The 13983-nt window shown below is 63.2% G+C and carries 6 protein-coding genes; all 6 read right to left on the bottom strand.

Annotated elements, in window-relative coordinates; genetic code table 11:
* Positions 1–4 precede the first annotated feature (4 nt).
* Positions 5–1363 carry a DNA cytosine methyltransferase gene (locus HD597_RS55715; RefSeq protein WP_253756400.1) on the bottom strand — a complete coding sequence of 453 codons (1359 nt, stop codon included), beginning with the start codon at positions 1361–1363 and terminating at the stop codon, positions 5–7.
* A 199-nt stretch (positions 1364–1562) separates the two neighbouring features.
* Positions 1563–1952, bottom strand: coding sequence for a very short patch repair endonuclease (locus HD597_RS55710; RefSeq protein ID WP_253759889.1), 390 nt, complete (start codon positions 1950–1952; stop codon positions 1563–1565).
* 233 nt (positions 1953–2185) lie between these two features.
* Complete coding sequence (gene drmB / locus HD597_RS55705; RefSeq protein ID WP_253756398.1) at positions 2186–4024, bottom strand: MrfA Zn-binding domain-containing protein; 1839 nt, start codon at positions 4022–4024, stop codon at positions 2186–2188.
* On the bottom strand, positions 4011–7181 hold the full coding sequence (locus tag HD597_RS66330) for a helicase-related protein (protein ID WP_253756396.1): 3171 nt from the start codon (positions 7179–7181) through the stop codon (positions 4011–4013). The genes drmB and HD597_RS66330 overlap by 14 nt, the downstream gene beginning before the upstream one ends.
* Entirely contained in the window at positions 7178–8695 is a 1518-nt protein-coding gene (locus HD597_RS55695; protein ID WP_253756394.1) for an NERD domain-containing protein, read from the bottom strand. Before HD597_RS55695 ends, HD597_RS66330 begins: the two co-directional genes overlap by 4 nt.
* Positions 8692–13410 carry a DEAD/DEAH box helicase gene (locus HD597_RS55690; RefSeq protein WP_253756392.1) on the bottom strand — a complete coding sequence of 1573 codons (4719 nt, stop codon included), beginning with the start codon at positions 13408–13410 and terminating at the stop codon, positions 8692–8694. The genes HD597_RS55695 and HD597_RS55690 overlap by 4 nt, the downstream gene beginning before the upstream one ends.
* Positions 13411–13983 lie beyond the last annotated feature (573 nt).

The raw sequence follows: 13983 nt of genomic DNA, 5'->3' as shown, positions 1-13983 counted from the left end.
GGAATCAACCCCGCAAGAGGTCGTATATGGCCCCGGCAATGGCCCGACCAAGCGGGATTGGGACAGCATTTCCGATCTGCTTTGCGATCTCAACCTTCGACCCGCACCACCTGAAGTCGACGGAGAAACCCTGTATGCGGGCGGCTTCGTAGTGGGTTATCGGTCGATGCCTGGTCGGGTGGAGATATCTCCCCTTTTCGGGTTTGAAGAATTCCGTCCTGATGGTGACTGAAGGCTCACCCAGGCGAAGCCGCCCCATAACATCACCGGTACCCGTCCTGTGATTATCCCAACTCTCCGTCGACAGGTACTCCACATGAGTACTTACGCCTTCGGGCTTCGGTTCTGCAAAGATTCGAATCCTGCCGTTTCCGTCCATTGTGTACCACTTGCCATAGAGATCGTTCCTGTTGCCTCCGGGTGGGATCGCACGGTAACGAGCCCGGGAGAGAGGCTGAGGGTTTCGGCGGATGTGCAGATCTCGTGTGGTGAAAACACCCGGTACGTAGTCGTCAATTTCTGAAAACCGTACGCGACGTGACGGAAGTTCGGTCCCGCGGACTCTCATGGCTCCCGATTCAATGAATACGCCGTCAACGGGAAGCCAGTAGGCAGGCTGCGAGGAATCGAACAAATTTTGCTGGTCGGAGGACTGGCCCCTCTTCCCCCCCTTCGCCTTTGGAAGCGGGACATGCGATGCGGTCGGGTATCGGAAATCCCTGACCTCGCCGACATCCTTGCGCACGCCGATTACCACTGCTCGTCGCCGCGCTTGAACGGCACCGTAGTCGGCAGAATTCAGCAGGAACCGGTCGGCCCATCCGTGCGGCGAGTCATTCGGATCTGCTCCCGGGGGAGCCGCCAAACGGTAGTGCTCCAGTAGTCCACCCGGTTGGATGACCTTGAGGAGGTCTTGGAACTCGTCCGATTTCAAGAAGCGATCGACGTTCTCGATGACAAAAATTTTGGGCCGGATTTCCGCCACAATGCGTACGAATTCCTCCCACAGCCGGTTGCGTTCCAGGCCGAACTTTTTCCGGTTCAAAGCCGAAAAGCCTTGGCATGGAGGGCCTCCGATGATCACGTCCGCGTGGAGATCCTCTTCGGTGGGTTCCCACTTCTCGATGTCGCCGACATGGATTCGTGTGTCGGGTCCTACCGGATTGGTGCGGAGGCTACCGAAGTTGGCAGCGTACGTGGCCGCTGCGGCGGGGTTGTGCTCCACCGCCGTGATGCTGCGGAATACCGGACCGAGGCTCTCCGCTCCGTTAGGACGGAACTCGTGGAACCCCTGCGTAAAGCCGCCGCAGCCAGCGAAGAGATCGACGACTGTGATGGGATCAGTGGTTCCGGTGTTGTGCATAGGCCGATCTTAGCTGCGGAGGGCCGTCGCGATGCTACAGTGGGCGGTTTGCGGTCGGGTGCCCGACTCTTCAATACGGAACGTATCCATGTAGATCCGATAAGTGGCGAGGATTCCCGGAAGCGGTGGGATCGATAGCGGCCCGTCGACTGTCCTGGAGCGGTGACGACGCGCTCGCATGCGGTGGTGGACGAGAAGGCTACGCTCTGGACGAATGCCGTCGCGCCCGCACAACTACGACAATGCTCTTGGCTGCCTCCGCCGGATCCTCGTGTTCCCAGACACGGATGGGCAACCAGCCGACATCGATCAGCTTTTGGTCAGTGTCCCGGTCACGTTCCCGGTTGCGGTTGATCTTCTCGCGCCAGAAGTCGGCATTCGTTTTGGGCCATGTCGCATGCTCAGGGCAGCCATGCCAGTAGCACCCGTCGACGAAGACGGCCACACGTGCGGGGCCGAATACGACATCCGCCTCACGGCGTAGACCGGGTACGGGTCGCCGATGCACGCGGAAGCGGAGGCCGGCGCGGTGGAGCTCCTGGCGAAGCAGAACTTCAACCTGCGTGTTCCGACTGCGCTGACGACTCATGCGGCGACTAACCGCAGGCGTCGTGGTCAGTAGTCGCATCAGAGCGTGCCCTCCTCCGTGAGGCAGTGTATGACGTTCTCGGTGCGACGCAGCGAGATGAGTACGTCCCCTGCGATGTAGGCCACGACCGAGCTTCCCCGAGAAGTAGACTCAGCTAGCGTCCATGGGAGCTCTTATGTACTGTAGGGGCTCTGCTCACCGGTCGACCGCCTGGCGGTAACGAGGTTTCCGTTTCACAGGCGAAAGACCGGATCTTCTCTTCCTGCACCGGTCGCCTGGCGTACCTCTGCCAGAACTCCGTCCAAGAAGCCGACGACGCCTCCTCCTCCAAGCAGCAGTTGACGATCGAGCAACCTGTTGCCCGTCTCGCACGAAGTCTCGCTCACAAGGGAGCAGCCGTGGCATGCAGACAGGTTGAGTTGCGACGAACCCTGCTTGTCCCTCTCGATGCATACCGGGTCGTTCGAGCAGACATCCGCGTCGTCGAGCGCTGAGACGAGTAGCGGGATCAGCTTCTCGGGTCGGCCCAGCCGAACGAGTCCTCCAAGAGTTCCCTGAACATCTCCTGCCGCGGTGAAGATCAGAATCCCGGCGGTCTTGTCCTTGCGATCGGAGTTCGCGTAGATCCGTTCCTGAAGGGAGGCTGACGCGTAGCCACTGGCGTATGCAAGGCGACGGATGAGCAGGTGCGACAACGTGTGCAGAGCGATGTAGCGCGGCTCGGGGACGTCGAGGCGGTCAGCCCATGCGATGCCCGCGCGGCGCTTCAGGAGGATGCCTGCCCGCGCCTGGACGCCTGGTTGCGTCTCCCATTGCGCGAGTTTGTCCTCATCGAACCTCAGGAAGATCCCTTCGCCGAACATCTCCATGGCGGGATAGGTGGGAAACTTTTGGTGGTTGACTCCGAGGTCGGCTGTGATGCGATCGGCTTCCGCGCTGTAGCGCCTGAACCCGCGAAGAGCAGTCACCTCGCGTACCCGATGTACCTGTCCGACGCCGGCGATCCGGCTGACGAGGCTCTCGGGGCCCGAGGTTGTCTTGAGGCTCCATCCGTCGACGACAAAGTCGCCACCGGTACGGTCTCGTCCACTGTCGAGCTTCTTCAGGAAGGCGGCCCACTCCCCGTCCTTGAGGTCGAGGAGCACATCGTCGTCGTCCGGAACATCGCCCCCTGCCGCGATCTCGAGCACGGTCTTCGGAGCGACTCCGAGCTCGTCGGCAATCCATCCCGCGATCATCTCCGCCTGAGGGCCACCGTTGTCCGCGACGAGTCTCTTGAAGTAGTCATGACCGCGTACTTTGTCAGCGATCTCCGCTGACTGAGGACGTTCCTCAGGGATGTCGAGCGCAGAGATCCGTTCGGCGATGTAGTTTCCCGTCGCTCCTCTCTGGACCGCGACAAGACGATGGTTGCACGGCTTCTTCGTCGGGTCTTTCGGCTCCCAGGGCTGCCGGCCCGCGCAGTGGAGGCCGTCGCGCTGCAGGGCGTCTTTCGTCACGAGCTCTGCCAGTGATCTGGCGTGTCCGCACCCGTAACACTTGACCCGGAGGGAGGCCAGGCCCTCGCCCTGACCGGACAACCTCTCGAAACGGAGCTCCTTGTAGGACTGACAGAAGCGAACGGCATCATCGAGAGCCGCCTCGCGGCCCCTGTGCGCCCACTGGAACCATGGGACATCCTGGGCGTGGCTGCCCTGTTCACAGATCGCGATGTAGCGCATCGGGACAAGAAGCCCTCCACACTCACAGGTGTTGCTCCACTTGCCGTGCCTCTTGCCGGTCATCTTTGAGAGCTTCGAGCACCTCTCGCAGAATCGCCAGGCGGGAAAGCGCCAGTAGAGCAATGCGGCTGTGTCCTTGCCCGCATGGCCGGCATGGGTCGGTGGCTGCCTGAGGGTACCCGGACCGAGCCTGGCGAGGAGTCGCTCACAGCTGATCTCCGGACAGTACTTCTTGTCCCACCAGGAGGTGTCGGGCGCGATCAGGGACTCACCTCGGACGTCCACGATCGCTCCGACCCCGAAGGGTGTGATCGTCTCCGACAACCGCAGGTCATGCCTAATCTTCTCCACGGTGTGCCTCCTCCTGGGGTTCCTGGACGTTCACGGCCACACTTGGCTCCACCGACCTCATCGAGTCACCGACGAGCCACCCTTCCCCCATCTGCCCGAACCTCTTGAGCAGCGCGGTGTCGATCTTCCCCAGTCGCTCGTAGCCCAACGTCTCGTCCGCGTCGCGGGCCGAGTGCGCTCGGCGGTCCCAGTCGCGCAAGAGGCTCCAGGCGGCCCGTCGTGTCTCCTCCACCTCGAGGTCGTCGGCTCGTGCCACGTATGTGAGGAAACGATCGAGAAGACCCGTCACTGCGTTACTGAGTGCCATGTCGTCGAGGTCAAACCGGCCTGCTGTGTCGTTCTCGGCCAGCTGGTTGAACGATTGCCGCACCAGTGCCACGAGTGCTCCGGCCAGTGAGCGCTTCCTCGACGCCAGCGACCATGGTGTGACGCTCGTGGGTTCGACGCTGCGGTAGAGCGCCTCGTGGTATCCGCGGAAGGTTTCGAAGTGCGACCGGTCCCGGGCACGACTCGATCTGAAGAGCGTCACCACGATGCCCCTGGTGTCGCCGCGCCCGACGCGGCTCGTGGCCTGGATGTACTCCGCGGTCGTCTTCGGCTGCCCGACCATGAGCATCAGGGCGAGCCGGGGAATGTCGATGCCGACGGAGAGCATGTTCGACGACAGGACCACGTCGATCGCTGCCGGGGACTCGTCCACTCGGACCCGAAGGGCCCGCAGATCGCTCGGAAGCTGCTCCGCTCCCCGCCGGCTCGTCAGCTCCAGCACACGCTCCGCTCTGACCGTCCTTGGCGGCAGCCCCAGACGCTCTGCACGGGGCTCGAGTCGCGCCCGTACGTCGTCGACGACGAGCGTTCCGGTACGTCCGAGCTCGCGCAGGGAGTTGTGGTACATGACCAGAGTCCAGTAGGCATCCCTGGGAACGACGGCCTCCCCACCGGTAGAGAGGACATCGGGTATCTCGATGAGCGGAGTGACCGCGGAGATGACCGCCGAGGGCTGGGACACCGACTGAGGCATGAGTCCGACGTAGAGCCGTCCTTCGCCGTTCTGGACGGGTCGGGAGAAGAAAGTCCGGTCGTCGTCCAGCCCTGATGGCGGATAGAGCGCCACCTTGCGCCCGTAGAGCCCTTGCACCTGTTCGTCCGAGGCGCGGATGGTCGCCGTGGAGGCGACGATTTTAGGGCTGGTACCCATTCGGCTCAGCAGCACCTGAATCACGGCGTCGAACACGGCGACGGTGGTGCCCAGCGGCCCGGACAGAAGATGTAGCTCGTCCTGAATGACCATGGAGGGCTGCTTGAACGGGGTTCCGAGGCCCAAAAGCCTTCCCGCAGCGGGCTTGAACTGGAGCCGGGCGAACTTGTCGACGGTCGCCAAGAGGATCGTGGGCGGCTCGTCATACAGGACCTCGTCGACGACGGCGAGCGGCAGCTCGTCGCTGAATCGACACGAGGTGTCGACACAATGCAGTACGACGTCCTTGCCGAGCAGACGCATGCCGTAGTCCTTCGGCCGTGGGCTTCTGGACTTGGGCACCATCGGTGTCAGGCACCAGGGGCAGCTCTCCACCTGGAACTCGTTGGCCTCTTCAGGTCGCGCCGCCTTCATCAGTCGATCCAGCGCCGCCTTCGCCGCGAGGCGGTTGTTCGGGGTGACTTCCTTGCCCACCCACAGGCCGATCGTGAAGGGTGTCATGCCCTTCACTCGAGGATCTGTGCGACGCAGCACCTCCATGGCACAGATCAGCGCTGCTGCTCGCTGGAACTGTTGAGACGTCAGGAGCCGGAGGGTGTACCTGGTGATCACAGCGGTGCCGCCCCCCGCCGTGCCGTGAAGCAGTCGCCGGTGGAAGATCTCGATCGCTGCGAGGCCCAGGTATGCCTCGGTCTTGCCACCGCCGGTCGGGAACCAGATCAGATCGACGAGGTCACGGTCGCCGTGCTTCTCCTCGACTGTGGAGGCGAGCGAGACGAGGAGGAACCCGAGCTGGAAAGGCCTCCAATGTGGTTCCTTCGAACCGGCCCCAGGCCCACCCCTGTTGATCGAGGATTGACGCATCTGCAGACGCATCGCCGCCATGCCCAGAGCGAATGCTGTACGAAGGCGTCCCTGAGCCGGATCACGAAGCAGCGCCACGCCGGCCCGCATTCGTTCGAGCGCATCCTGGGAGCGGCCGGCAATTCGTCGGGCGACCTCCGCCTCGTCACCGAATCCTTCGGCCCGCCACGTCTGTTCGTCCACCCATTCGGCGAACGCATCGGTGAACGCATCCAGAGACTGCAGCACCGGCTCGGGATCCGAGTCCATCCTCATGAGGTGTGCGAGTTCCAGGGACTGCGCTTCGGGGGTGTTCTCCGGGAAACCCGTGGTCTCGACAGCAGGCACGACGAAAGCCGGCACCGGTTCGAGGAACACCGTAGTACAGCGACCGTCAGTGACCTCCCAGGCGGCGGCCATCCCGTGACCGACGGCGTAGACCTTGCGGTTGCGGTACCTGAGCCGAAGCTCGGCGGTCTCCTGATCGCCGCCGGACAGCCGGGTGGTGTCGTACTCCATGAACTGGGCGCCCGCGGCCGGACTGACGGACAGCCCAACCTGGAAGAGCATTTGAGGGATGTCGAGACGCTCGTCTCCGGTGGACTCCGACAGCACCCTGACGTGCACGGTGACCAGGAAGTTCCCTCTGAAGTCGCGCCAGCGTGACCCGATCTCGACGGGCACGTCGCCCACTGTGAGAAGTTCCGGGCGCCGGCCCTTGGCCAGTGAGATCTTGTCCGAGGCGAACGGCCTACGACGCCACTTGGGCGGCCCTTCGACCAACTCCTGCGTGTATGTACCGCACGAGAGGCTTGCTTCCACGAAAGCACCGTCGGTGACGAAGGAGATCGCTACCGACGAGGGACGCCAGTCCTCGGCCAGTGGAACAGCCGCCCCGTCCTCTTCGAGATCTCCCTCGGGTACGTCCGCCGAGATCTCGTCCTCGGGTTCTGTCTGAGCCTGACCGTCGGCCTCCGGCGCAGCGGGGAACAGCATCCCGACGGCGTACTGCCGATGTGGGAGGTTGCGTGTCACTTCTTCCGGTCCCGCGTCCGGGCCGACGTAGGTGTCCCGGAGGTGCCGCAGCGCGGCACGCTGTGCCTCGGTGAGGTTCACTTCCCGACCTGCTTCCGGACGAGTTCCTGGAGCCGCTGCTTGTCGCCCTTGGACGCAACGACATGAAGCGTGACCCGTGGTCTGGTGACGGCGACGTAGAACCCGGCGAGCCCGAGCTCGTCATAATGCTCGGGCAGGTCGCAGACGATCACATGCTCCGCCTCCAACCCCTTCGCGAAGCGCGGGCTCGTCACGGTGAAACCTGCGGCGCTCGCAACAGGAGCAGCGTCGGACGTGGCTCTGATGATCCAGATGCCTTCGCGACGGACACCGTCGTCGACAAGCTGACGTGCAACGCTCTCCGCGGCGGCTACATCGGCCTCCGCGTCGGCCCATCTCCAGTGCACTCGCTCACCATTGACGATTCCCGGATCTCCGATGTCGGCCCCCAGGTACTCCTGGACCACGTGGACGATCGCCCTCGTGTTGCGGACATTGCGGTTGAGGTCGAGGAGCAACGCCTCTTCGGACACGAGTTCGTAGACGTCCGGGTCGAAGGAGCCGTCCACGTGTGCCTGGTTGTTGGGGTCCAGGAACATCCGCCACCGACCTTTCGCCCGCCCTCCATTGATGACGGCGTCCAGCGCGTCCATTCCCTTGGCGTTCATGAGATCCTGTGCCTCGTCGACGAGAACGACGTCGTACTTCCTCTCTCCGTCGAGTTCGGAGAAGGGGCGTAGGTCGATCTCACGGCCTTTGATCCGCGGCGAGAAGAAGCCGACCAACGCCGGCGAGTGGAACGTGATCAGAACGGATCTGCCCTCGCCGGCCTCTTGTTTCGCGGCCTCCGCCAGCACGAGGGACTTCCCGGTACCGGCGCCTCCGACCACCATCATTCGCTGGTTGCGTGAGAGTGCGGCCAGCACACGCGCCTGGTCGTCCGTCGCGCGGTTCTGCTCCTCGATCACGGCCCCGCGCTGAGCATCGACGACCGGCATCCGGGTGAACTCACCGAAGAGACGTGCCCGTAAGAGGTCGGTACGCGCGATCTTCACCCCATGCGGCGGCGTCCTCGTCCCGTCGGCAACGGCCTTGAAGGCTGCCGTCATGGCAGCAACGCTCATCTCCTCCTTGGCCCACCAGTGGCTGCCCTTCCACTCGACCGTCGGAGGAGGGGCGTCGATGTCAGGCGTGATGACGACTGCCTCGCTTGCGTACCAGCCGATGCCGTCCTCGTTGAAGATCGCTCGTAGCGCGTGCATCGCCGACTGGGCCTGCCGCATCGGGGATTCACGGAGCCTCTTCCAGTCGCCGCGTCGGTCGACGGTGTACCAGAGGCCGTCGTGCTTGCTCACGCCTCCGCCCTTGACCTCGACCACGATGACGATGTTCTCCCACAGGACGACGAAGTCGGCCTCCGCCTGCTGCTTGGTCCCGTGAGTACGGAGAGACACCGAGTGGAACGCGACAGCGCCTTCTGGTCCCTCGATCGCACTCAGGATACGTGCGACCCGGCGCTCGGCACCGCTCGTCGCTGTCGCCTCGATGTCCGCGAGGTCCGGAACAAGAATCATGTGCGGTGCTCCTGCCAGAGCTGTTCGTACTCTCGGTAGCCGAGAAAGTCGTTGACCGCACCGAAGTTGTCGGCGATGTCCACGATCAGGCACTCCTCCTTGCCGCCGTTCTCCAGACCGCGAAGACCACGACCGGCCATCTGGATGTAGGCACTCGGGCTGAACGTCGGGCGGGCGATGTAAAGAGCACGGACACCAGGAGCGTCAAATCCCTGGATAAGCAGGTCGCAGTTCGCGAGCACATGGATCTCTCCCGACTTGAACTGCTCGATGACATCTCGACGTTCCTGCCGACCGGTCTGACCGCTCACAGCGGCGGCCTCGACCTTCCGATAGCGCAGGGTCGCCGCGAGCACCTGTGCTGACAGCACGTTCGGGGTGAACACGAGGATCGGCCATTCCGGATCCTGCTGCATGATGTGGTCCACGAGGATCGCCATACGTGCTTGGTCTCGACCGATCCGATCGAGAACCTGTGGTTCGAGCTTGCGCTGTTTCCGGATGTTCGCCAACTCGCCATCTTTCAGGCTGACGTCCATCCCCGGAAGCACTTCGTGTCGGACCCGAGCGAGCACCCCCATCCGGGACAGCTTCCGGTAGGCATCGCCCCCTTCGAATGCCTTGATCATGTGGCGTCCGAAGCGCGCAGCCAACTCCTTCGTCTGAGTGTCGTTGCCCAGCGAACCCTTGAACGGCGTTGCGGAAAGTCCGACAAGAGGTCGCTCCCAGCTGCGCCCGTCCACACCGAGCCATCTGAGGATCTTCGTGTACCTGGGGGAGCTACCCGCTCGGTGAGCCTCGTCGACAATGACCGCCGACGCATTGCTCAACCACGCGTATTCCGGGCTATCGATGATCACAGCCAGCTTCGCGTCCGTGGCCACGACGACGCCGAACTCCGTGTCAGGCTCGTGCACCGAATTGTTCTCCCAAAGCCTGCCGATCGTTAGTGGTCGTTCGTCGGCCAGGCCGCGCCATACCATGCTGAAGGTCTGCACCGCCTGTTCGCAGAGCTCGGCGGACTGCGCGATCCAGAGCACGGTTCCGCTCAGGGCACCGTCGATGAACAGCCGCAGCACCGTCTCTGTCGCCACGCGAGTCTTCCCTGCACCGGTAGGGAGCTCGACCATGGCCTTTTGCGAGTTGCCGTTCGGCTCCTTGCTGATCAGGACGTCCCTCAGGCGGGTGCTGAGGTCTTGCTGGAAATCGTGCAGGGGGTTCAGCTTGACGGCTCCAGGAACGACGAACTCGTCGTCTTGACGCTCGTTCCGTTGACCGGCGTACTCAGCACCGAACCCCATCTTGCGAAGCCACGTGATGGTCGGCGCCCCGCCGGCCCACGTCGTGGGAACGTCCGTGTAGCCCTCGCCGCGGAACTGGTCGGCAAGCAATCTGATCGAATCGCTTCTGTAGACAGTGAGAAAGAGTTCCGCGACAGACGTCGCGTTGTTCACCAGGCCTTGTCTCTCAAGTGCCGACCAGAGGCCCTTGGGCAACGCCTCCCGGAGGGTGTCGTCCCCGAAGAACACCTCCAGACGCTCCACGTCGGTGAGGGCTGCCTTGGCGGCTTGGCGCTGCTCCTCGAGACGCTGGTCCAGCCCTGCCTTGAGCACTTCGCTCAGTTGGGCGTTGTCCAACCCCAGGTCGAATGCCTGGTTGATGACCTCCAGGACTTCCCGCTCGCCGAGGTCTGCCTGGACGATCAACGCATGTCCGTCGACATACCTGTCGAGCGACTGGTCCTCCACACCGTCCTCGGTGGTCACGCGCTTGGCGATGTGCACAGCCCTCGCCACCGTGGCGTTCATGACCTTGTCCACCGTGTAGGTCGAGCGGAGTCCGGTGTACAGGTCGATGATGCGTTCGCCGTCCTGCTGCCCCTCGATCAGCATGGAGAAGGAGAAACTGTCCTCGAACCTACGGCATCCCACGGCCTCGACCAGAGCTACGGCCTCGTCACCGCCTGCTCGGAGGTAGGGCTTCTGCCGAGACGCCAGGAAGCGCAGCTCCTCGTCGGTGGTAGCGATGTAGACCGTGTCCGGCCGCCGTGATTCGATCCCCTGCCCAATACGAGCCGGGATCCGGGACGGGTGTCCTTGCGAGAACGCGAGTCTGCTCGCGGCAATGATGAACTTCGTCAGGGTGTGATCCTTGACGCGTGGCGGGAAGAGCTCTGCCTCGAGAGCTTCCCGCAGCACGTCCGACGGCACCTGAGACAGCTCACGGGGCAGGTTCAGCTTGGGCTCGATGTTTCGAGGCCCTCGGTACAGCGGAAGCAGGTCCTCGTACTCGACCATGGCTGCCGACACGATCTTCTGTAGAGATCTGCGGCCCCGGGTCGAGGGGAGCACGCCTGCTCGGTCGACCGCCCATCGAAGCGGTGAGGTCACCCGGTAGGTCTGACGGGAATCGAGATCCTCGACGGTCCAGGATTCATCGTCGAACCCCAACAGCTGCGTCGTCCATCTCTCTCGCAGCTGCTCGGGCGCGCCTGCGTCTCGCAGCATGAGAAGGACCGAGAAGGGGCCAGGGCCCGTATGCTCGACGAACTCGATGCGCTCGATCTCTCGTTCGCCCGGCCCTCGCCTGGCGTTGAGGAAGTCCCTCACCCATCTGTAGTAGTCCCCGAAGAAGACCTCGTCCTCGGTGGGGTACTCCTTCACGGGATCGTGGACGACGCCCACCGCGTGAGCGACCTGTGGGACACATCGGGATCGGTCCAGCAGGCGCCCGCCGAACTCATCCCCCAGTCCGTCCATGTCCATGACCTGGCTGGGCCACGACCACCTTCCGTCAACGGTAGGCACCTTGATGTGTCCCGACGTGTCCTTCGACAGCAACCTCGCGGCATCTGACGGCGAAACGTTGACGACCGCGTCCCAGAACCTAGTCAGCGCCTCGTCGTCGGAGTCGACAGAAAGCTTGTTGAGACGTGCTCGCAGAATGGCGAGGGGGTCCAGGTCGCGGAACCCCTGACGGCGTAGATGCTCCTCGATCTTCGGGATCGCGAGAAAGTCTTCGGCGACGAACCGTGCGCCCTCGATGTCGACGTCGTCGACCCGCCTCAGGAAGACGTTGCTCCGGTCCTTCAAGGCGCACAAACCATCCGTGGTCGGGATCACCCGCGCGGTCTGAATCCCCTCAATGGCCGCATGGTTGACGACAAAGGCGAAGGCTCTCGCTGCCGAACCAGGATCCGTGCCCTCGGCCCACTCCCGCAGCCACGAGAGGATGCCGCGTTTCGGCATGGCCTCAAGAGCTCGCTTCTCGTCTCGCGGGTTGATCTCCAAGCTCTCGGCGACACTGAAGACGCAGAGCTGCCGCAGACGGGCGATTCGCTGTTGGATGGCATAGCAGCGCCAATGCGGGACGTCGTTGCCCGTGTTCGGAGAACTGATCCAGTTCCTGTGGTCCTGCTCAGAGACACCACTGACCATGAAGTCGAGCGGGCGGAGCTCTCCGGCGAGCCTCAGCCTGCCTGTCGCATCTGGAACGATCTCGCGCTGCGCCGCGATGCTGGGCACGTGAGTGGAGAGAATGTCGTCCCCGAACGAGAGCACCTCACGACCACGCGCAGGCATGTACTCAAGGTGGGCGGCAGGGTCGTCACTCGACGCAACCTTGGGAAGCATCCCTACGAACATGTCGGAGAGAGTCTTCAGAATCTCTCGGTTGTAGGTGTTCGCGAGCAGCGTCGTCCGGTCGTCGTTGACGCTCCAAGGAGCGTTGAACAGCGCCGAGGCGGTGGTCTTGTCCTGCAGAGGGAAGTATGACCAGAACTCGCCGACCCTGAGCTGAGCCTGGCGGGACGGCATCGCGACCGTGACCTTGACCTGATCCCGCGAAACAGCCTCTCCGACCTCGAGCCGAGCCTCATGGGACGGAGAGTGCATCCGATGCTCCACGACCCACTCGTCGCCGGACCCGTTCGGGCGCTCGATCCTGAAGACGCCGTCGCCGAGGTCTCTCGACATGTGGCTCGTACTGTAGGACTCCTCCACGGACCCGACGACACGAAGCCGCACTTCGCGTACCTCGGTGACGAACAGGAGGAACTCCGACCGGAACCTACGGATTTCCCGATTCAAACGTTCCATGTTGGAAGCTCGTGGCAGCTTCACGATCGTGGTCGCCCACTCGGCCAACTCGGCGAGCAGGGGGTCTTCCTCGAACGCCGCCTCAGCATCGATCAGCGTGGCGGTCCGCAGCGCAGGCAGCCTCTTCACAGGCGCTCGGACAGCATTGATCGCCGCCTTTGCCTTGTCCGAGTTGAACTCGAAGGACACCGATCGGCTGTACACCTGGGGAGCATCGGTCACCGCCAGGACCGATTTGAAGCCCAGACCGAAGCGCCCGATCTCGTCACCGCGCTTGCCACTGAGATGGGCGTGTGCGATCGACGTCAAGCCGCTCTTCGAGAACGGACGTCCGGCATTGGCGCAGTACAGCGTCGCGGACCGCAGGTCGAGGACGATCTCCACCCGCCCTGCACCGAAATGATCGGGAGACCCGCCGGACATGGCGTCCGCCGCGTTCTGCACCAGTTCAAGGAGCGTACGGTTGGCGTACCCACCGACCCGGATCGACTCTTCGTGGTTCGCATGCTCAGTGATGAGGTTGGGATTTGCTTCGTACGATGCGACAGCTCGCTCGAACTGCTTCTCGACTTCTTGCGTGAGTCCGACATCCGGGGTCCAGTCCTGCCGCCTCGCCATTACGCCCTCGTGCCTCTCTCGTCCGGCCCTGAAAGGCTGCCGCCACTCTCGGCATCACAAAGTGCTTGTGGCACACCCACTGCCACATACACGCCTTATCGTGCATAAAACAGTCAGACCAGACATATGGCCGCGAGGGGGTGTCACCGGTATCACCGGCGTAATGATAGACCCGGGTACCTCTGTCATGGCAAACACGAAAATTCCTCCCGTACTGACGGGAGGAATCAGGCGTCCGGGGCAGCACGACCGCCATCGACGATGCGCTGTCCACGGCTCTCGACACTCTCCGCAGCCAGCCTCACGCACAGCAGACACGTCACCGTTTCCAGTCCTCAGGTGTGCACCCGTCAATCAGGCCTGATGGGGCCGGGGAACACCGAGATCAGGTTGACATAAATTTCCGGATTAGCCTGCTCGCTGAAATCCTTTCGAAGTATTGGTCGACTCTTCCTATATCATCCGAAGACAGCTGGCCGCATGTAACAAATCTCCCGCCCTCCGGCTCGCCCACTCCTTTATTGCGATCAGCGCTCCCGTGGACGCTCTCCCCCAGTCACACCCACTGTCCGC

It is taken from the genome of Nonomuraea thailandensis, assembly GCF_024172165.1.
Taxonomy (GTDB): domain Bacteria; phylum Actinomycetota; class Actinomycetes; order Streptosporangiales; family Streptosporangiaceae; genus Nonomuraea; species Nonomuraea thailandensis.
The sequence above is the reverse complement of the archived record's forward strand: the minus strand, read 5'-3'. Positions and strand labels throughout refer to the sequence as shown.